This is a genomic window from Robiginitalea rubriflava (assembly GCF_052540725.1).
Genome location: NZ_CP199309.1, coordinates 2,653,013 through 2,673,252 on the forward strand (window position 1 = coordinate 2,653,013; position 20,240 = coordinate 2,673,252).

General features: G+C 45.3%; 16 protein-coding genes. 9 read left to right on the plus strand and 7 right to left on the minus strand.

What is annotated here, in order from left to right:
* The first annotated feature begins 5 nt into the window (after positions 1–5).
* The 6 genes from ACT6NU_RS12060 to bshA are packed head-to-tail and all read left to right on the plus strand — an operon-like array spanning position 6 to position 7,760.
* Complete coding sequence (locus ACT6NU_RS12060; RefSeq protein WP_445381920.1) at positions 6–974, plus strand: MlaD family protein; 969 nt, start codon at positions 6–8, stop codon at positions 972–974.
* Entirely contained in the window at positions 974–2,299 is a 1,326-nt protein-coding gene (locus tag ACT6NU_RS12065) for a 4Fe-4S dicluster domain-containing protein (RefSeq protein WP_445381921.1), read from the plus strand. The genes ACT6NU_RS12060 and ACT6NU_RS12065 overlap by 1 nt, the downstream gene beginning before the upstream one ends.
* Positions 2,300–2,334: 35 nt before the next feature.
* Positions 2,335–3,099 (plus strand): (Fe-S)-binding protein, encoded by a 765-nt coding sequence (locus tag ACT6NU_RS12070; protein WP_445381922.1) that lies wholly within the window; start codon positions 2,335–2,337, stop codon positions 3,097–3,099.
* Between the two features lie 15 nt (positions 3,100–3,114).
* The gene (locus ACT6NU_RS12075) at positions 3,115–3,597 is read left to right on the plus strand and encodes an ABC transporter ATPase (RefSeq protein ID WP_445381923.1); all 483 of its coding nucleotides are present in this window, start codon (positions 3,115–3,117) and stop codon (positions 3,595–3,597) included.
* A 36-nt stretch (positions 3,598–3,633) separates the two neighbouring features.
* Complete coding sequence (locus tag ACT6NU_RS12080) at positions 3,634–6,597, plus strand: glycoside hydrolase family 3 N-terminal domain-containing protein (protein ID WP_445381924.1); 2,964 nt, start codon at positions 3,634–3,636, stop codon at positions 6,595–6,597.
* Positions 6,598–6,614: 17 nt separating this feature from the next.
* The gene (bshA, locus tag ACT6NU_RS12085) at positions 6,615–7,760 is read left to right on the plus strand and encodes an N-acetyl-alpha-D-glucosaminyl L-malate synthase BshA (protein WP_445381925.1); all 1,146 of its coding nucleotides are present in this window, start codon (positions 6,615–6,617) and stop codon (positions 7,758–7,760) included.
* Here the strand turns inward: bshA and cysQ are convergent.
* The 3 genes from cysQ to ACT6NU_RS12100 all read right to left on the minus strand — a co-directional run bounded on the left by cysQ (position 7,741) and on the right by ACT6NU_RS12100 (position 10,662).
* Complete coding sequence (cysQ, locus tag ACT6NU_RS12090; protein WP_445381926.1) at positions 7,741–8,565, minus strand: 3'(2'),5'-bisphosphate nucleotidase CysQ; 825 nt, start codon at positions 8,563–8,565, stop codon at positions 7,741–7,743. The genes bshA and cysQ overlap by 20 nt on opposite strands.
* Positions 8,566–8,592: 27 nt before the next feature.
* Positions 8,593–9,567 (minus strand): GNAT family N-acetyltransferase, encoded by a 975-nt coding sequence (locus tag ACT6NU_RS12095; protein WP_445381927.1) that lies wholly within the window; start codon positions 9,565–9,567, stop codon positions 8,593–8,595.
* 93 nt (positions 9,568–9,660) lie between these two features.
* Positions 9,661–10,662 (minus strand): GNAT family N-acetyltransferase, encoded by a 1,002-nt coding sequence (locus ACT6NU_RS12100; protein WP_445381928.1) that lies wholly within the window; start codon positions 10,660–10,662, stop codon positions 9,661–9,663.
* 414 nt (positions 10,663–11,076) lie between these two features.
* Here ACT6NU_RS12100 and ACT6NU_RS12105 point away from each other — a divergent pair, with 414 nt between their 5' ends.
* Genes ACT6NU_RS12105 through ACT6NU_RS12115 form a run of 3 tightly spaced genes read left to right on the plus strand, consistent with a single transcriptional unit; the run spans position 11,077 to position 15,189 of the window.
* Positions 11,077–12,765: a carbamoyltransferase family protein gene (locus ACT6NU_RS12105; protein ID WP_445381929.1), complete on the plus strand. Its 1,689-nt coding sequence runs from the start codon at positions 11,077–11,079 to the stop codon at positions 12,763–12,765.
* A gap of 6 nt (positions 12,766–12,771) precedes the next feature.
* On the plus strand, positions 12,772–14,223 hold the full coding sequence (locus tag ACT6NU_RS12110; protein ID WP_445381930.1) for an MBOAT family O-acyltransferase: 1,452 nt from the start codon (positions 12,772–12,774) through the stop codon (positions 14,221–14,223).
* A 3-nt stretch (positions 14,224–14,226) separates the two neighbouring features.
* Positions 14,227–15,189 (plus strand): hypothetical protein, encoded by a 963-nt coding sequence (locus ACT6NU_RS12115; protein ID WP_445381931.1) that lies wholly within the window; start codon positions 14,227–14,229, stop codon positions 15,187–15,189.
* 12 nt (positions 15,190–15,201) lie between these two features.
* On the opposite strand, the gene ACT6NU_RS12120 is transcribed toward ACT6NU_RS12115, so the two are convergent.
* From ACT6NU_RS12120 to ACT6NU_RS12135, 4 genes are read right to left on the minus strand one after another with little or no spacing between them, the layout of a single operon-like run.
* Complete coding sequence (locus tag ACT6NU_RS12120; protein ID WP_445381932.1) at positions 15,202–16,206, minus strand: GNAT family N-acetyltransferase; 1,005 nt, start codon at positions 16,204–16,206, stop codon at positions 15,202–15,204.
* A 60-nt stretch (positions 16,207–16,266) separates the two neighbouring features.
* Complete coding sequence (locus tag ACT6NU_RS12125; RefSeq protein ID WP_445381933.1) at positions 16,267–18,921, minus strand: GNAT family N-acetyltransferase; 2,655 nt, start codon at positions 18,919–18,921, stop codon at positions 16,267–16,269.
* Positions 18,918–19,556 carry an acetyltransferase gene (locus tag ACT6NU_RS12130; protein WP_445381934.1) on the minus strand — a complete coding sequence of 213 codons (639 nt, stop codon included), beginning with the start codon at positions 19,554–19,556 and terminating at the stop codon, positions 18,918–18,920. Before ACT6NU_RS12130 ends, ACT6NU_RS12125 begins: the two co-directional genes overlap by 4 nt.
* A 20-nt stretch (positions 19,557–19,576) precedes the next feature.
* Positions 19,577–20,218: an acetyltransferase gene (locus ACT6NU_RS12135; RefSeq protein WP_445381935.1), complete on the minus strand. Its 642-nt coding sequence runs from the start codon at positions 20,216–20,218 to the stop codon at positions 19,577–19,579.
* Positions 20,219–20,240: the final 22 nt, after the last annotated feature.

Genomic DNA, 20,240 nt, shown 5'->3' on the forward strand with positions numbered 1-20,240 from the left:
GACATTTGAAACTATCCAGAGAAATTAAAACAGGAATTATCGTAATTGGCGGTATCCTGTTGTTTATATTGGGATTCAGTTATTTGAAATCTTCCCCCATCTTTGATAACAGCAAAACCTTTTATGTCGTTTACGATCATGTAGGCGGCCTGCAGGCAGGTACCCAGGTAAGTATCAACGGATATAGTGTCGGGAAAGTAAACGACATACAATTTAAGGACAGTTCTGGGAAACTGCTGGTCACGTTTTCTGTGGATAAGGACTTCGAATTTTCAGCCAATAGCATAGCGGAATTATACGATACCGGGATCATTGGCGGTAAAGGGATACAAATACGACCCGTGTTTGACGATGCTCCCATAGCCAAAAGCGGGGATACCCTGCCCGGGAATATTCGTCCCGGACTCACCGAATTGGTTCAACAAAAATTAACTCCTTTGCAATTAAAGGTGGAAGGAGCTGTATCCAACGCAGATTCATTACTTATCAATTTTAACGAGCTGCTGGACCTGGACACCAAGCAAAACCTCAGGGAGAGTGTTGCCGGGCTCAACAAGTTGCTGGCATCTTTTCAAAAAAGTGCGGATGTCCTCAATGAGCTGCTCAGCGAAAACCGCTCGCAGCTGGATAGCACCCTGGGGAATATCGAAAACATGACGGCCAACTTCTCGGATATTTCGGACTCCCTGGCCCAGGCAGGGCTTGGAAAGACCATTCGCAATATGGAAGCAACCCTTGCAAACCTGGACACGCTAATGGGCCGCATTCAGAAGGGGGAAGGCACCATGGGAAAACTAATGAAGGATGAGGCCCTCTACCAGAACCTGGCAGAAGCTTCCAGGGAACTGGATCTCTTGCTGCAAGATTTCCGCCTGAATCCCAAACGATATGTGAACGTTTCTGTTTTTGGAAAAAAACAAAAGGAGTATACCCTGCCGGAAAATGACCCTGCAGTAGAAAAAGACCCTAATTAATGCAGTACCTACCCAACATTTTATTTCTGCTGGCACTCATAGCCGGCATCGGGTTTTTCAGTAGAAACATCCGAAGACTTATCCGCAACATAAAGCTGGGCAAAGAGACGCATCCGGGAGGAAGCAAGGGGGAGCGCTTCGGGCAGATGGCCCGGATTGCCCTGGGCCAGAGCAAGATGGTAGTCCGCCCCGTGGCGGGGATTATGCATATAATTGTTTATCTAGGTTTTGTGATAATCAACATAGAGGTACTGGAAATTATTATAGATGGCCTCTTTGGCACCCACCGGATTTTCGCCTTCCTGGGGCCGGTTTATGATGGCCTTATCGCCTCTTTCGAAATCCTGGCATTGCTGGTTATTGTAGCGGTAGTGGTTTTCTGGATGCGAAGGAATGCCTTGCGCCTGCAGCGGTTCTGGAAACCGGAGATGAAGGGGTGGCCCAAACGGGATGCAGACCTGATCCTGTATATAGAAGTGGTCTTAATGTGCCTTTTTCTCACCATGAATGCGGCAGATTTCCAGTTACAGCAACTTGGGGCTGCTCATTATGCCGAGGCCGGCAGTTTTCCGATCAGTTCCATAATAGCACAGTGGATGCAGGGCCTTTCCCAGGGAAGCCTGATAATGGTAGAGCGTACTGCCTGGTGGCTGCATATTTTGGGTATTCTTTTCTTCCTGAACTATTTATATTATTCCAAGCACCTGCACATTTTGCTGGCATTTCCGAATACCTATTGGGGTAATTTGAGGGCTAAGGGAGCTTTCCGCAATCTGGAGTCTGTAAAAAAAGAAGTTGCGCTGATGATGGATCCCAATGCCGATCCTTTTGCGGCCCCTGCTGAGGATGCTGCGCCCCCTGAAAAATTTGGAGCCTCGGATGTAATGGACTTGAGCCGGATCCAACTTTTAAATGCCTACAGTTGTACAGAATGTGGCCGATGTACCAGTGAATGCCCGGCCAACCAGACTGGAAAAAAGTTATCGCCACGAAAAATCATGATGGACACCCGCGACCGTCTTGAGGAAGTGGGCAAACAACTCAACCAGAACAAGGGCAAGTGGGAACCGGATGGAAAACAATTGCTGGACGATTATATCAGCCGGGAAGAACTTTGGGCCTGTACCTCCTGTAACGCCTGTGTGGAAGCCTGTCCGGTAAGTATTGACCCCTTATCCATCATCATGGATATGCGGCAATACCTGGTAATGGAACAGTCTGCAGCACCGGCAGAACTCAATGTAATGATGGGGAATGTTGAGAATAACGGAGCCCCCTGGCCGTTTAATCAAATGGATAGGCTCAATTGGGCCAGTGAAAAATAAGCAGCTATATGGAGCAATTACCTAAAATCCCGACTATGGCGGAATTATTCGCGGAAGGCAAACAGCCGGAAGTGCTCTTCTGGGTGGGCTGTGCGGGTAGTTTTGATGACCGGGCCAAAAAAATAACCAAAGCATTCGTAAAGTTGCTTCAGAAGGCGTCTGTTTCTTTTGCGGTGCTGGGAACGGAGGAGAGTTGTACCGGGGATCCTGCCAAACGCGCCGGGAATGAATTCCTCTTCCAAATGCAGGCAGCCACCAATATACAAGTGCTGAACGGTTATGAAATCAAAAAAATAGTGACCACCTGCCCGCATTGTTTTAATACCCTTAAGAATGAATATCCGGACCTGGGCGGGGAGTACGAGGTTGTACACCACACACAGTTCCTGAAAGACCTGTTACAGGCCGGGAGGCTAAGCCTTGAAGGTGGCAGTTTTCGCGGCAAGCGCATAACCTATCACGACCCCTGTTACCTGGGCCGGGCCAATGGGATTTACGAAGCTCCCAGGGAATTGATCCGCAAACTGGATGCAGAACTGGTGGAGATGAAAAACTGCAAACAACGGGGACTCTGTTGCGGGGCCGGTGGGGCCCAGATGTTTAAAGAACCCGAAAAAGGGGATCAGGATGTAAATATCAAGCGTACGGAAGAAGCCCTGGAAACAAAGCCGGATGTTGTGGCAGCCGGTTGCCCATTTTGCAATACGATGATGACCGACGGGGTCAAAAACAAGGAAAAGGAAGCGAGTATAAAGGTACTGGACCTGGCCGAACTGCTTGCAGACGCGGCAGATCTTTAAATCCCTGAAAACACTATGTTTGTAGCATTTGATAGTTTACCGGAAACTGCAAGGGTCTGGATATACCAGGCAAACCGGACCTTTACGGAGGAGGAGATGAAGTCTCTCAAGGATGAATTGCAGCAATTCCTGCAGCAATGGACCGCCCATGGGGCCGACCTGAAAGCGGGTTTTGCAACGCCTTACAATCGTTTTATAGTCATTGGGCTGGACCAGCAGCAGGCGGCAGCCTCCGGCTGCTCCATCGATGCGTCGGTACATTTTATACAATCCCTGGAAAAGAAATATGGGGTAACCTTGCTGGACCGGATGAATGTTTCCTACAAACAGGGGGAGTATATCGCCTATAAGCCGCTTGACGAATTCCGTAAAATGGCCAAAGCCAAAGCGGTTTCTCCAAAAACCATTGTCTTCAACAACCTGGTCAACAACAAATACGAGTACGAACAGGACTGGGAGGTACCTGCATCGGAAAGCTGGCACAGCCGGTTTTTTTAGGGTACCCACCCAAAAGCAACCAAGATTTGGTTATTCATGTTACGAAAACTGCTGAGCATTTTTATTTTAAAGCGGTCTGGGAAAGCCTTAGTGCTGTTCCTTGCCACCTGCAGTGTTTTCTATGGCTACGCCCAGGCGGACCCGCTGCAGACTGCGGATAGCCTGCAACAGGCGGGCTGGGTTAACCAGCGCTACGCCGCAATGAGCCCGGAGCAGCGCATCGGGCAGCTTTTTATGGTGATGGCGACTTCAGATAAGCCGGAAGCCGAAATGCAAAAAATCAGCCGTTGGATCCGGGATTACCATATTGGCGGGCTAATCTTCAGTACCGGCGGGCCGGTGCGGCAGGCCCGAATGACCAATCGTTTACAACAGCTTTCTTCCACCCCTTTGCTGATAGGAATGGATGCTGAATGGGGGCTGGCCATGCGGCTGGATTCTACGTTTGCCTACCCCTGGAACACCACGCTCGGGGCTATTCAGGACAGTACCCTTCTTGAGCAAATCGGGTATCGCATTGGGGAACAGGCAAAAAGACTGGGCGTTCATATCAATTTTGCCCCGGTGGTGGATATCAATACCAATCCGGACAACCCCATTATCGGAAACCGATCTTTCGGGGAAGACCCGGAAAAAGTGAGTTGGCATGCCCGCCTGATGATGAAAGGCATGCAGCGCGCCGGGGTCCTGAGTTGTGCCAAACACTTCCCCGGGCATGGGGATACAGCTGTAGACTCCCACAAGGCCCTGCCACAGATTTTATTTGAAAGGCAGCGCCTGGACAGCGTGGAACTCCTGCCATTCAAACGGCTCTCTAAACAGGGTCTGAGCAGTGTAATGATCGCGCATTTAAACGTTCCTGCCCTGACAGGTTCCGAAACAGAACCTACATCGCTCTCAGCCCGGCTGATCGAGACGGTTTTAAAAGAGCAACTGGGCTTTAAAGGACTTATCCTCACTGACGCCCTCAATATGAAAGGGGTTACCGGCTACACCGGGGAGAAGAATACTTCGCTGACCGCCTTTCTCGCCGGCAATGATATGCTTTTGATGCCACCCGACCTGGATCGGGATTTCCCGGTATTCCTGGAAGCCTATAAAAGCGGTACCATCAGCGAGGCCCGCCTGGAACGCTCGGTTAAAAAAATACTTAAGGCCAAATACAAGGCGGGTTTGCATCAATTTAAGCCTGTTATAATCCCCGGGCTGTTCGCAAACCTGAACCAGCCGGCAGATTCGCTCTTATATGAAAAGGCTATGGAGGGGGCCATAACGGTTTTACAGAACAAGGTGGATATTCTGGGTATCAAGCGGTTGGAGAACAAAAAAATCGCTTACGTCAAATTCGGGGATGCCCCGCATCTCCCTTTTCTAGAGCGCCTGCAACAGTATGCAGATGTTACCGCAGTTTCGGCCAACGATATTGCCAGCCTTACCCGAAAGCTGGAGGAATTTAACCTGGTTATCATTGGCATGCACCAGTCCAATGAGTCGCCCTGGAAAAAGCATGCCTTTACCGAAAAGGAGCGTTTCTGGCTGGAGGAAATCAGCCGGATGCGCAGCTCTAATGTTATCCTTACCGTATTTGCCAGGCCCTATATCCTCAGGGACATCCTCTCGTACGACAATATCGATGGCCTGGTGATGGCCTACCAGAATAGTAAAATTGCACAGCAGACCGCCGCGGAAATGCTTTTTGGGGTCTTTGCGGCCCGGGGTAAGCTCCCCGTGAGTGCCCACAGTGCCTTTCCGGAAGGAAGCGGGCTGCAGACAGCAGGCCTCAGGAGGCTGGGGTACAGCATTCCCGAACGGGTGGGTTTTGACCGGTATAAACTGGCCCGGGTAGACAGTCTGGTGCGGGATGGTTTGGATTCGCTTATGTTCCCGGGGGCTCAGGTGCTCATTTCCAGAAAGGGTCAGGTAGTGTATCACAAGGCCTTTGGCAAGCCTGCTTATGATGCGGAAGGAGGGGTAAAGCTAACCGATGTCTATGACCTGGCATCCCTCACCAAAATCCTGGCAACCCTGCCCTTGCTGATGCAAATGGAGGAGCGGGGTCAAATCCGCCTGAATGCCACTTTTGGGGATTTAAGCCCCGAACTGGCCGAATCCGAACTAAAAAATGTAACTGTCCTGAAGGCCCTGAGCCATTATGGGCGCCTGCCTTCATGGATCGCCTTTTATCTGGATACGCTGGGGAAAAACCGGCAGCCTTCCTCTGAATTCTACCGGAATAAAAGCGAAACCGGGTATTCCATTAAGGTTGCCGAGCGCCTGTACCTTACCGATGCCTACAAGGATTCTATTTACGACCGTATCGCCCGGCAAAGCCTTAAATCCAACCGCTACCGCTACAGTGATGTGGCCTATTACGTCTTTAAAAAATATATAGAGGAGACCTTGCAAAAGCCCCTGAACCTTCTGGCAGACGAGGCTTTGTACAAACCGCTGGGGGCATCGCGCACCCACTTTAACCCCTTGAAAACCATCCCTAAAGAAGAGATTATTCCCACGGAACTGGACAATTATTACCGCTACCAGAAAATCCAGGGCTATGTGCACGATATGGGTGCAGCAATGCAGGGCGGAGTAGGGGGGCATGCAGGCTTATTCAGCAATGCCAATGATGTGGCCAAAATCATGCAGATGTACCTGCAGGGAGGCTATTATGGCGGCTCCCGTTTGATAGAATCCCGTACCGTGGAGAAATTCAACAAATGTTATTTCTGTGACAAGAACGTCCGCCGGGGCGTGGGCTTTGACAAACCCCAGCTGGAAGACCCAGGACCTACCTGCGGCTGTGTTTCCCGAAAGAGTTTCGGGCACAGCGGTTTTACCGGCACCTATACCTGGGCAGATCCGGAAACGGAAATTGTCTATGTTTTCCTCTCCAACCGCACCTATCCTTCCTCCACCAATACACTGCTGATCCGCTCCGGGCTCCGTACCCGCATACAGCAGGCGATTTATGATTCCCTTATCAGTTCTGAACAGAATTAAACTGTAATTTAGCAGATATGAAAATTGCCATTGTTTGTTATCCGACCTTTGGCGGAAGTGGGGTGGTCGCCACAGAACTGGGGATAGCCCTGGCCCAGCGCGGGCATGAAGTTCATTTTGTGACCTATAAACAACCTGTCCGCCTGGATTTGCTCAGTAAAAACATACATTTCCACGAGGTACACGTTCCGGAGTACCCGCTCTTTCACTATCAGCCTTACGAACTGGCCCTTTCCAGTAAGCTGGTGGATACCATCAAGATCTTCGGGATTGATGTGCTGCATGTACATTATGCCATCCCACATGCCTATGCGGGCTATATGGCTAAAAAGATGCTGGAGGAGGAAGGGATCTTTATCCCCATGATCACTACCCTGCACGGGACCGACATCACCCTGGTGGGAAATCACCCTTTTTACAAGCCGGCGGTTAATTTCAGTATTAACCAATCGGATATTGTTACCTCGGTTTCGGATAGCCTTAAGAAAGACACTCTGGAACTCTTTGAAATCAACCGGGAGATCACGGTCATCCCCAACTTTATAGATAAAAGCAAATACGCCCAGGACTTTACGGATTGCCAGCGCAGTATGATGGCCGAGGAGGATGAGCGCATCATCACCCATATCAGTAACTTCCGAAAAGTCAAGCGGGTACCGGATGTTATCCATATATTTTACGAAATACAGCGGCAGATCCCGGCCAAACTGGTCATGGTAGGGGAGGGCCCTGAAAAGGAGAAAGCGGAATTGCTTTGTGAGCGCCTGGACATTTCAGATAAAGTGATATTCCTGGGGAACAGCAACGAGATTGACCGTATCCTGTGTTTTTCAGACCTGTTCCTGCTGCCTTCCGAGACCGAGAGCTTTGGGCTGGCGGCACTGGAAGCGATGATCAACAAGGTAGCTGTTATCTCGAGTAATGCCGGTGGTATCCCGGAAGTGAACAAACACGGGGTGTCCGGATATTTGAGTGAAGTAGGGGATGTGGAAGACATGGTCACCAATGCCCTGAAAATCCTCAAAGACGATAAAACGCTGGAGGGCTTCAAACAGCGGGCCTTTGACCTGGCCTGTACGTTTGACATCCACAATATCCTGCCCATGTACGAGGAGGTCTATAAAAAGGCCTATAAGGAGCGCTTTAAGGATGCGTTGAATTAGATGCGTCATTGCTGCTGACGATGAATCCCGGAGTCCTCAGATCCTCTTTGTTATAACGGATAGGGCTGCCGTTATCGATATTGCGGACCGACAAGCCCGCCGCCTCACAGATGGCCTGCCCGGCTGCTGTATCCCATTCCATAATGGAGGAAAAGCGCGGATACAAATCTGCCTTCCCTTCCGCCATCCAGCAAAACTTTATAGAACTGCCCTTTGGGATGATCTCCACCCTCTTATGCTTCTTTTGCAAATCCCGGATATAGGCCTCGGTCTGCGGATCCCGGAAGGAGCGGCTACACAGCACTCTCAATACAGATGTATCCGTTTTAGCAGCATAAATTCGGTGCTGTGGCGCAAAAGGCTCATTCGGTAACTGGTGTCCCTCCCCAAGAGTGTGTTTATAAGCAGCCTTAACCTCCACATCCCCTAAATACAGCTCCCGGCTTAGCGGTACGTAAATAACGCCCAGCACTGGCTTCCCCAGTCTGCAAAGGGCGATATTGACCGTAAACTCCCCATTCCTGCCTACAAACTCTTTGGTCCCGTCCAGTGGGTCAACAATCCAGCACTGCTCCCAGTCTTTACGCTCCAAATACGGAACCTTCGGGCTTTCCTCACTGATGATGGGAATACCGGTTTTGCCAAGGGCCTCGGTTATGATGGTATTGGCGGCCAGGTCTGCGGAGGTGAGGGGAGTGTTGTCTTCCTTATAGCCTAGCTCATAATCATCCTCGTTATAGTAGTTAAGGATGGCTTTGCCGGCGGAGAGGGCGGCTTGGAGGGCAGTTAAGGTTGATATTTTCATTTATGGTCTGTTATACATAAGTACTTCTTACCCTTTACGCCCGAACAAACCAAAATTTAACTTCCCCAGTATGTATTTAATCCTGTCCATTGAAAAGTATTTTCCTATAATGTTCCTGTCCCTTAGGTATTGTTTAGTTTTCAGCTTGAACGACATAACTTTTACCCATAGCAAATGAGACCAATATTGATCTGAATAAAGCAATAAGTAGTGAAATGTATATTGATGATTGCTCCATCTCAACTTATAGGATGTTGCACCCATTGAAAGGTCAAAAGTAGAGATCTTATTTTGCAGGCACCATTCAATGTACTTTAGCATGCTTATATCCCCCATACTATATTTTCCGTAGTCGGTATCAAAAGTTTGAATATAGGCAAACAAAATATCTCCGAGATGAAAGTTCAGTCCGAAATTGATGGGTTTCTGACCATCGAATAAAACAAACAGGGAAGCAGTCTTGTTTAATATTTTAGGGTAGGTTAAGGAGGCAATATCCTTCCATTGTGATAAGTATCTATTGTCTGATTTTTTTTCTTCAAATCTTTTTTCTAACAGTTCGTAAAATTTGTCAAAAAGGGTATCAAACACACCGCGATCCATTTTGCCCCAATAAAATTTATAGGTAATATCATGTAGCCGTTCCAGTTTTCTAAGCTTATAGGATACCTTATTCCGACTCGCCTTGCTGAGATGCTGTAGCGTATAATCTTCTGTACTTTGAATATTGGTTAGGTCCAACACATATCCATTATATTGCTTCAGGGATTTTATGCTAACAGATCCGGCTTTATCATTTAAGCTATACTTCAGGTAGTCCGGCACATCCATTATTTGGAATGGCACCTCCAACTCTTCTGTATAGGTGTCTTGAACTTCAATTGGTTTTCCAGATATGGAATTAATAAGTCTGGATTTAAAAATAAGAGGACGCCTGTTTGGGAGAAACAGATCAAAAATAACGCGTTGAGAAGGAGGGCTTAGCAGGTCCTTTATTACCATTGAATTTTTGAGAAATTAATACTTTAAATCTACGCAGTTTTTTTTAGGAGCAGCGAAAGTCTTTTATAAACGACTTCCAGGAAATATCATTCCTCATTTATGGGAGGATTGTATGTACTTCAGCCGTTGCCAGATGAGGTCCAGGCCCAACCTTCTCAAATATGTTTTTAACTGATAGTACCCGAAGAAATAACAAGCAAAAAATTGCGCCTTAAGCGATTTTCTGTCAAATAAGATATGATATTCGAAGTCATAAGGTTCATTACACCAGCGTTGTTTATATTCGAAATGCCCCTTTGAGAAATCCAGGTATTTAAAGCCATTTTCGATACACCATTCAATTTGCTTCATGGTACAAATGGTTCCGGGGCGATAGGCTGCATACTCAATATCAAAACTCCGTATAACGTCAAAAGCAGTGGTTTCCGATAAATATAGAATGGTCAGGGCTACAGGCTTATCCCCATTAAGAACGCAGAATAAGCCTGCCTTTCCCTCCGAGATAAGTGCGAGGGTTACATCCTTGTGAAAAGCCCATTCGTCAGGGTCCAGATTGTTATTATACCTTTTAAGCTCAGAAAATCGCTGGCTCATCCATTGATTGAGCAAATCCAAGAGCTCCTCCAGTTTATTTTTGTTTGTGCCCTGACCGTAGAATTTACAGGCCAGAGAAAACTTGCTATTGAAATTCCTAAGAGTCCTTCCAAACTTTCCCCTGCTTCTGGAACTAATAACCTTTTCCATATACCCTTCGAGGGTATTAATCTCTTGAAAATTGCAGCGATATCCTTTGTATTGTGGTACCCGGAGCAGCCCAAACGGCATACGTTCTGATTTATGAGGGCTTTTGGAGTAGGAAGGGATGTCGAACAATACTACACATAATCCCTGTTTCTCCTCATCGGTATGAGAATATTTTAATGAATAAGAAAAACCTTTAGTTTGGGTTTGGCCTACATTGTAAAAAATGGGTCGTTTGGAATTTTTTATTAAAGGAACCTCAGGAATTGAAGCCAGTCGCAAAACCTGCCGGCCTTCTCCGAAATGACTCAGCCATACCCTTTGAAAACACCCCGACAGAAAGGGATTTCCCATTTTTAAACGAATGATTTCTAATTTTTATGTTGGATAATATCTACCAAGTTAATAATCCACTCCAGATTTAACAATGTCAACAGTAAATTCATTCAAATTTCTAATTGATTTTATTAAGAAAAATGTGAGTTCCACTAAATATCAGAGCCAGAATGAACTTTACTTTTAAATAAACCCATTAATCCCGACTATCAGAATGCTGCATAAAGCAGAATTTTAAATACTTAAAATAAAAGATATATTAAATATATAACCAGTTTGCTTGAATTTATACCGAATGAAATACTCCTGTCGAGAGAAAAAGTATTTTGAAAGGAATTTTTTACAGTTCAAAAGGATTGCCCTATACTTGTTAGCTTAAATAATCTAACTCATGGTTTCCCCCACCAGCAATATTGAAACGAGTAAACTTTTATGGTAATACTAGGACTCAATTATTATTTTCATGATTCCACGGCTTGTTTAGTGGTTAATGGTCAATTGGTTGCGGCAATAGAAGAAGAGCGCCTGAACCGCGATAAGCACACCAGGGTTTTTCCACAGATGGCGATAGACCGCTGCCTTAAAATAGCGGGATTGGGAATTAATGATATAGACCATATTGCCATCTCCATCAAGCCAACCCATAACCTGGGGAAAAAGCTGGGATATCTGGCCGGTCGCCTGAATACATTTAAGGTGTTTGTAAACCATGAGTTTGTACATGCTTACAACAAGCAAAAGGGCTTCTGGAACTGGTATAAGTATCATTATACCTCCAAAAAGAACGGACCTAAGGTTCATTTTATACCTCACCATTACAGCCATGCTCCGGGCTCTTTTTACGTCTCTCCTTATCAGAAGGCGGCCCTTTTGGGGATAGATGGTTCCGGGGAATGGGCAACTACCTGGTTAGGGTATGGAGAAGGAACTAAAATTGACTGTCTGGGGGAAAGCTTTTTTCCAAATTCCCTGGGCTCCTTTTATGAAGCGGTAACCCAATATTGCGGCTTCCGCACCAGTTATGACGAAGGAAAGACCATGGGCCTGGCTCCCATGGGTGATGCCGAGGTTTACAAGGACAAGGTTGGCAAAATGGTCTGGGTGGACAAGAACGGAAGCCTGCAGTTTGACCTGAGCTATTTCAATTTCCAGAACATGCACTGGCAGCGCCTGTCCCCAAAATTTTATAAGGAGTTTGGCCCTGGAAGGAAACATGGGGAAGACTTCCAGAAGCATCATATGGATGTAGCGGCAGCTTTTCAGCGGGTACTGGAGGACCGGGTACTGGAAATCTGTGAAATCCTGCACCAGAAAACCAGGGCAGATTACTTGGTCATATCCGGGGGGGTTTCCCTTAACAGTGTAATGAACGGGCGTATTGTCCGCGAGAGCAAGTTTAAGGACGTTTATGTAATGCCGGCTGCCGGGGATAACGGAACGGCTATAGGAGCCGCCTTTTATCTTTATAATGGAATATTTAATAAGGAACGCAATTTTGTACATCTGGATCCTTATGTGGGAACTGAATATTCCAATGACGAAATAGAAAAAATACTAAAAGGCGCCAAACTGAAGTATACGCGCCATGAAGATATCTGTGAAAAAGCAGCCTGCCTTTTGGAGAAAGGCAGGATTATCGGTTGGTTTCAGGGTAAAATGGAAATTGGCCCCAGGGCCCTGGGCAGCCGGAGTATCCTTGCAAACCCGGCCTTTCCTGATATGAAGGATAAGATCAATGCAGAGGTAAAATTCAGGGAGGCCTACAGGCCTTTTGCACCTTCCGCCATAGTAGAAGCCAAAGATGATTTCTTTGACCTGGAAGTGGAGGCACCTTTTATGTTAAAGGTATGCAACGTGCTGCCTGAAAAACAGAGTGTAATCCCTGCGGTTACCCATGTAGACGGCAGCGCTCGCTTGCAAACGGTCCGAAAGGAATTACATCCCCGATATTACGAAGTCATAGACAAGTTAGGTAAAAAAACCAAAGTACCTGTGGTACTCAATACGAGCTTTAACATTCAGGGGGAACCGGTGGTAGAATCTCCCAAGGATGCGATCCGTTGTTTCTTTTCAACCGGGCTGGATGACCTGATCATCGGGAATTTTCACCTGACCAAATAAAAAAGTATGCTTTTTAATTCCCTGGCTTATTTTATTTTCCTGCCAGCGGTTTTTTGCATCTACTGGTTTGTTTGCCAGCGAAAGCTTGCACTCCAGAATATTATTTTATTGCTGGCCAGCTATGTATTTTATGGCTGGTGGGATTACCGTTTCCTGTCCCTCATTTTCCTTTCCAGTGTGGTAGATTTCTTCGTGGGCAGGGCCATTTACCACTCGGAAACCAAATCCCGGAAGAAGCAATACCTCTGGCTGAGCCTCCTGTTTAATATCGGGATGCTGGGCTTTTTCAAATATTATAATTTCTTTGTAGAATCTTTTGCAGCTGCATTTTTGACGGATGGCCTCGGTGAAGCCTCCCTTTGGACGTTGAACATCGTTCTTCCGGTAGGGATTTCCTTTTATACTTTCCAGACCTTGTCCTATTCCCTGGATATTTATAAGGGGAAATTAAAACCCACAGATGACTTTATTTCCTTCGCCACCTTTGTAAGCTTTTTTCCGCAACTGGTAGCGGGGCCCATTGAACGTGCTAGCAATTTGCTGCCTCAAATTACTTCTAAGCGGAAATTCAGTTACCCGCAGGCTGTGGATGGCCTGAGATTAATCCTATGGGGGCTTTTTAAAAAAGTGGTTATTGCTGATTCCCTGGCTGTGATGGTCGATGATATTTTTATGAACCATACGGACTACTCCGGGAGTACCCTTGCCCTTGGGCTGGTCTTTTTCGCCTTTCAAATCTATGGGGATTTCAGTGGTTATTCAGATATCGCTATAGGTACGGCTAAACTTTTTGGGATAGAGTTGATGTCGAATTTTAAGTTCCCATACTTTTCAAGGAATATTTCAGAATTCTGGCACCGCTGGCATATTTCCCTTTCCACCTGGTTCCGGGATTATTTGTACATCCCCCTGGGGGGATCCCGACAGGGCCAACTAAGTTCGTTGCGGAACATTTTTATCATTTTCCTGGTGAGCGGTTTCTGGCACGGGGCCAACTGGACGTTTATCATCTGGGGCGGGATACACGCAGCTTTGTATATCCCTGTATTTTTAATGGGGAAAAACCGGGTTTATGTTGGGGCGCATCTGGGGCAGGGTAGCTGGAAAACGAATATTCGGGAAATTCTGCAGGTAGGTCTTACCTTCCTTCTGGTTACTCTCGCCTGGACCTATTTCAGGGCAGAAAACCTGGGCGCTGCCAATGAATATCTCTGGCAGTTGTTCACACAATTCAATATTGAATACTATTCCCACCCCCAGGGATACAGAATGTTAGATTATTTTGTTCTTCTGGGTGTTTTTATCACCTACGAATACCGTATCCGAAAGGATGAACGAAGCCCCATTCCCTTTGAAAAAAGGGCAGTGCGCCTCTTGGTTTATACACTTTTAGTCCTTGGGCTTTTGTTGTTTTTCGATAGCGGAACAGACCGCTCTTTTATTTATTTTCAATTCTAAGGCATGAAGATTCGGAAATTCATACTACGGATAGTTATTTATGGTGTGCTGATTTTGTGCCTGTTAGAGGTTTTAGTCCGCGTCTTTCATTTACATAAAGACACGCCTTCCCGTATAATTGATGCCTACGGGGTAGAGAAGTGGGCTCCGAATCAACAGGGATATTCGGTAACCGGAAACCGCAGGCAGAATGTGGGGGAATACCGGATCAACGCCAGCGGCTTCAATTCCTATCGGGAGTTTAACCCAACAATTGAGGCATATGAAGTTGCTTTGATTGGAGACTCCTTTATTGAGGGGTTTCACCAGGATTATGATCAATCCATCGGGAAGAAAATAGAGGAGCAGCTACCCGATTTCAACGTATATGAATACGGTTATGCTGGCTATGACCTTGCCGACGAGCTCCACTTGATCAAGGCCTATGACTCTGTCTTCCAAAAAATCGATAAAATATTTATTTACCTGAAATATCCGGACGACCTCAGAAGGGACACCTATTCAGTAAGTCAGGAACGGATGCGGCTCGAAAAAGGTATTTACCGATTTTTAAAGTATAGTAAAGTATTAGTCTATTGCCAGAATATTGGGCTTCTGAGTGCTATAACCCGCTCCATATCACAGCTAAAGACGGTCTTAATTCCTACGGATAATAGGCCAGGAAATACCGACATCTCGCCTTCTGCAATGGAAAAGAGATATTTGTCGAACTTCAAAAAGTTGTGGGAAGAATGGGTCGCAGAATCCGGGAAGATTGTTTTACTCCTGGATAAAAAGACCTTTCCGGAGGGATTCATTCAATATTTAGAAGGGCAGGATATTTCGTATCTGGACTACGGCCCTGCGCTGGATAAGGCTGCCAAACCGGTTACCCTGATTTACGACCAGCACTGGAATGATTATGGGAGGGGGCTGATAGCAGCGGAAATAGCAGATTTTCTTAAATACTACAGTATGCTCCCTTAGAGAAATTGAATTTTAAGCCTTTCTGTATGGAGGAAAAAAATTCGTAGAGTGTTGCTCTACATTTAATGCTCTAAATATTTTCTCATCAACAATAAGTTTCCAGGTGCAAAATGGTTTAGTTTCCTTTGAGAAAAGAGATTTGAAATGAAATAATGAATCATTTCCGGCTCCTTTTCCACCACCCAGATTATAAATATGATTGCCATTAGCCATAGCTTTTAAGCGCATTTCGTCTATGAGGAGTTTGGAGGGAGATTCCTTCAAAAATTCACGCTTTGTTCCGGATAAATGATAGTGGGCAAATCCATTTTTTTCTATAAGTATCCCTCCTGAAGCTACTTCCCCGCTCTCTAAGTCTTTCAAAAGAAAAAGACTTGCTGTAAACTCACTGCTTCTAAGCAATTCTTTAAAATATTGTTCATAAAAAAAATAAGAAGGCCGGGCACCCACCCTGAGCATATTCTCTTCGTAGATTGCTTTGAATATAGCTATGTTTGCAGCATTATTAGATTGGATGACCTCAAATTGACTTCTGCCCTTTCGAATATAGGACTTCAACCTGCGATTATAGGCTGAAAATTGAGTCTTTTCAGGTAGATTCAAATCGACATAAACAACTTTTCCAGTGTCTTCGATTTTTCCTAAAGATTTTATCAGAAAGCGCTGTCCGGTTATAAAGGGGTGTAGACGGGAAAATACAGTTACAATTTCCAGCTTTTTTAAGGCAGTCAATAATTCCGTTTGATATGCTTCAGGCGCAAAGGATATGTCATCCAAATTAGAGATGGGCCCTGTATAACCATACACACTGCAGGCATCTTTAAAATCAGTTCCGGGTATGGTGCGAATCAGCAGGGGTAAGGCTATAACCGTTCTGTTTGATGAATAGGTCAGAAGCACGGGTTGCCCATCCCTTTTATATAATTGATGATATTCATAGGTATGGTAGGTGTCAAAAACTTTGCATTTGCTCAGCACAGCGTTCCATTCCTTTTTATTTCGAATAATCTCAATCATGCAGGTTGTAAGGCTATTATGAAATTATAATTCAGGAGAAATAATATAAACTGAATTGTGTTAAATTCGATAGGTCGGGAAAAAAGTAGACTGTACTGTTTCGAAATGAATGGGAGTCTCCCTGATGTGCTCTTTCAATAATATTCGATATTCCTCTTCAAGAATAATTTTCCGACCGGTATAAAAAATAACATCGGGATCTTTGGGAAACAGTGACTTTTTATGGCGGTAAAGGCCATCATCATCCTTCCGGCCTCCTCCGAGAATATAAAATGAAACACCCTCAGAAGAAGCCCAGCGGATTAATTCTACCCGCAGATAATCATTCGGTCGCATTTCAAAAAATTCCTGCCTGGTTCCTCCCAGAAATGCATAGATAGTATCCTGGTGCCTGATAATGAGCTCCACAGAAATAATGGAATCATCTTTCATCACCATGGCGATGGCGAATTTTTCCGGATTCTGGAAGATTAAATTATAAAAGTATTGCAGGGAGAAGAAGTAACTGCTGGACGCATTATTTCGGTCCATGGTTTCAATATATACTTTGTGAAATTCCGCAACCAGGTTCTTGTCTATTCTTTCGCCTTTCAGAACCTCAAAAGAAAGTCCATATTTCGAAGCTTTTCGGTAATTGTTCCGAACTTTTGAAATGAAATTTTCCCATTGCCGGGTCTGGTCAGGCAAAATTTTACCCTTAACATTTTTAAGGGTAGGTTGTAATTCCCCGGAATAGCCTATATGGTTTTGATTCAGGCTGAAGCGTATGAATTCAGAAACCACCTTGTTCTCCTTATACCACTGATCAGCCTGATGCCAAAATTCTCTGATAAATATGGCGTGTAAATCCTTTTCAAAAATGGGACCACTATAACCGTAAGGGGATATTACATCATAGTAGTTCCCGGAGAGTTCTTCAGAGGCTATTGGGCGCAAAACCATGGGCATTAAGCCAATGGTCCTGCTACCTGATCTAAACAGAAATGCAATCAAGTCATGATCTTCTGATTGATGATGGGCAAAATAAGGAAATGAACCATACGGATTTCCATCGGCCAGCTCCTTTAATGCCTGGGTATAGATACTTCGATGTTCTTCACTTTGGCCAATGCGCAATAAGTGGAATTCAGTCTCATCCAGTTCCTTTTTATAGAGAATGGGATCCGATAATATTCCTGCCAGAATCTTGGAAAGCCAAATGATCCTGCCGCAGTGTTCAACATGCCACACAGCCTTGTTCTCAATCACATTACCCGCCAACAGTGGACCAACGATGTGAAAATCGGGCTGTGCTTCAAGCGAGTCGTTTACCTTAAATCCTATTCGGGAGGCATTTGGTGCCAGAAGATCACCCTGAATCAGTTTACGCAGCACTTTTGGAATTTTAGGATTATCCAGAGACATCCCTCCTGAACAATTTATAACGACGGAAACGGTATCGTTTAAGGACTTAATTTTACCACTTTCCGTTTCGCTATAAAATACCCGGGCTCCCTCTTCTGTTAGTTGCAGGTCGTGAAACCTTCCGGCAATATGCTCAAACCGCTTCTCCGATTCCAGCATTCGAACGGTTTCCACGTAATGCTCTCCTGCACATCGCTGACGACGGCCAATTTCGTTTCCGTGGAAACAGGCAAAATTTTCAAGTTCCAGAGGATCGAGACGTCCAAGTAGTTTTCCAATGGCCTCAGAAATCACACCAACTGTCGAAAAGGCGCCTAATTCAATTTTCGCTGCTTTATCCAGGTCCCTGGTAGCCGCTTCGTTAATTTCAGCTGAGCTGATCTTGGCCTTATTCATAAGGGCCTTGAGATTACCTGGTTTAAAGGTCTTTAGTTTTTCGGTATCCAATTCGGAATCTGGAAGAATTCCGTAAGTAGAGAGGAAATAAAATTTATTACAGTGTACCGCTATATCTTCACGATCATTCAGACGGTATAAAACTTCAAGGGCAGAGGCATTAGCCCCTACCATAAGGACATTGATCTTGCGCCCGGACTGTTTTGAAATTTGTTTATGAACCTGGTCTACGGCCTGACCAAAATTATTTGCATAAAGGTCATTTAGAAACAACAAGTTTTTCTCCCTGATTTCATGCTTTTCTTTCCATAAATAATTGGTAGGCAGGGATCCGATGCCCATAATTATTTTTTTGGCAGTAATGCAGCCGGAATGTCCGGTATCTGCCATCCAGAGGTCATCCAGCCGACTTATATTTATAACTTCAGCTTGTTTGAATGTAATCTGAATTTGATTAGCAGCTTCCATTATACCTACTATTTTTCCAACCTGTTCAGCCATGTAACATCCAAAAAAATAACGCGGAAGAAACATCCCGGCCCATTGATTGTTTGCAATAGCATCCTGGTTTTTTTCTAACCATACTGCTGAGCGTACGCCCCCATCCGCCTTAAATTCTTCTAATAACCAGGATTTATTGGCAGATAGCCACTCCATAAATGGAGTTAATTCGGGTTCCGGAAGGAAACTTTTTAGATTGGTAATTAACAAAACGGCTTTCCCGGAGCGTTCTCCGTAAGGAATACCTTTATTAAACTCCCCGTACTTGTCAAGTACCGTTATTTGTAGGGGACGAAAATTCTTAACCTTTTGGATTTTATTGAGAAAATTCCACAGGGTAAAGGCCGAAGAAATCCCGGACCCAATAAAAAGATAATCCTGAAGCCCGCTTTTTTGTTGCGTTTTAGGTGTCATTTGTTGTATTTAATAATTTTAGCCGGGTTACCGACCACCACGGCATAATCCGGCACATCTTTTATCACTACCGCACCCGCCCCAACGATGCACCATTTCCCAATTTTAATTTTTGGGATCACCACTGCCCCAGCTCCAATATGGGTGCCTTCCCCTACAGTCACATGGCCGGTAAGGGTTGCCTTTGGGGAGATATGGACAAAGTCTCCAATCACATTGTCATGATCAACGCTTGCTGCCGTATTGATAATTACGTGCTCTCCGATTTGGGTATTGGGTTGAATGATGGCTCCGGCATACACCACAGTTCCCGTTCCCAGACGAGCTGAGTGGCTTACAACAGCCGTCTTGTGAATGAGGGTTATAAAATTCGGAGCCAATTCCTTTGATAAACGGGCCCTGGCAGCATTGTCTCCAATAGCGATAATACATGGATCTCCTTTAAAAGGGAAACTTTTTATATCAACTGAGATACCAGGATGAACTTCTGGGGCTTTTGGATGCTTTCCCTCAGGATGATCATCGAATATTGCCGTGACCTGGAAAGGCTGGTCTGCCAGCAGATCAAGAATTACCTGAGAATGCCCTCCCGCGCCATAAAGCCTGATGGGTTGTTTATCCATAATTGAATTCATTAGGCGCCATTTTACCCTAATTATTTTTCTGTTTTAGGATTTTTAATTTTTATGATCTTCCCAGGGTTACCCACCACGGTTGAATAGTCTGGTACATCCTTTATTATAACGGCTCCGGCCCCGATGGTACACCATTTTCCAATCCTGACTTTAGGGATAACTACTGCCCCAACACCTATATGGGAGCCTTCTCCAACTTCGACATGACCGCAGAGCGCTGCTTTTGGTGATATATGGGCGTAATCCCCTATAATATTATCATGATCAATGCTGGCTGCTGTATTTATAATTACATGTTTTCCAATACTTGTATTAGGTTGTATAATAGCTCCTGCGAAAACTACTGTTCCATTCCCGATTTGTGAACTTTTGGCGATAATTGCTGAAGGGTGAATAGCCTTTTCGAAATCGCTTTTTAAGAACTGCGCAATTTCTGCCCGTTCCCGATTATTACCCACGGCAATAATTACCGGATCTCCGGTATGTGGAAAACTGGCGAGGGCTCCTCGTACCCCTCCTTCTATAGTGGTTTTAGAGTAGGCATGGTGAACTCCTTCGGGTTTGTCATCAAAAGTATCAGAAACCTGATGGCCACAAAGTTCCAACACTTTTCGAATTACCTGGGAGTGTCCGCCAGCACCGTATATTCTTATTTTTTTCATTTTTGAATGTAATATAATCAAA

Excerpts from the sequence above, each read along its gene's own strand:
- ACT6NU_RS12135 (WP_445381935.1), bottom strand. The coding sequence starts at position 20,218 with ATGAAAAAAATAAGAATATACGGTGCTGGCGGACACTCCCAGGTAATT.
- ACT6NU_RS12125 (WP_445381933.1), bottom strand. The coding sequence starts at position 18,921 with ATGACACCTAAAACGCAACAAAAAAGCGGGCTTCAGGATTATCTTTTT.
- ACT6NU_RS12065 (WP_445381921.1), top strand. The coding sequence starts at position 974 with ATGCAGTACCTACCCAACATTTTATTTCTGCTGGCACTCATAGCCGGC.
- ACT6NU_RS12105 (WP_445381929.1), top strand. The coding sequence starts at position 11,077 with ATGGTAATACTAGGACTCAATTATTATTTTCATGATTCCACGGCTTGT.
- ACT6NU_RS12115 (WP_445381931.1), top strand. The coding sequence starts at position 14,227 with ATGAAGATTCGGAAATTCATACTACGGATAGTTATTTATGGTGTGCTG.
- ACT6NU_RS12100 (WP_445381928.1), bottom strand. The coding sequence starts at position 10,662 with ATGGGAAATCCCTTTCTGTCGGGGTGTTTTCAAAGGGTATGGCTGAGT.
- ACT6NU_RS12130 (WP_445381934.1), bottom strand. The coding sequence starts at position 19,556 with ATGAATTCAATTATGGATAAACAACCCATCAGGCTTTATGGCGCGGGA.
- ACT6NU_RS12095 (WP_445381927.1), bottom strand. The coding sequence starts at position 9,567 with ATGGTAATAAAGGACCTGCTAAGCCCTCCTTCTCAACGCGTTATTTTT.
- ACT6NU_RS12075 (WP_445381923.1), top strand. The coding sequence starts at position 3,115 with ATGTTTGTAGCATTTGATAGTTTACCGGAAACTGCAAGGGTCTGGATA.
- ACT6NU_RS12080 (WP_445381924.1), top strand. The coding sequence starts at position 3,634 with ATGTTACGAAAACTGCTGAGCATTTTTATTTTAAAGCGGTCTGGGAAA.
- ACT6NU_RS12070 (WP_445381922.1), top strand. The coding sequence starts at position 2,335 with ATGGCGGAATTATTCGCGGAAGGCAAACAGCCGGAAGTGCTCTTCTGG.
- ACT6NU_RS12110 (WP_445381930.1), top strand. The coding sequence starts at position 12,772 with ATGCTTTTTAATTCCCTGGCTTATTTTATTTTCCTGCCAGCGGTTTTT.
- bshA (WP_445381925.1), top strand. The coding sequence starts at position 6,615 with ATGAAAATTGCCATTGTTTGTTATCCGACCTTTGGCGGAAGTGGGGTG.
- cysQ (WP_445381926.1), bottom strand. The coding sequence starts at position 8,565 with ATGAAAATATCAACCTTAACTGCCCTCCAAGCCGCCCTCTCCGCCGGC.
- ACT6NU_RS12120 (WP_445381932.1), bottom strand. The coding sequence starts at position 16,206 with ATGATTGAGATTATTCGAAATAAAAAGGAATGGAACGCTGTGCTGAGC.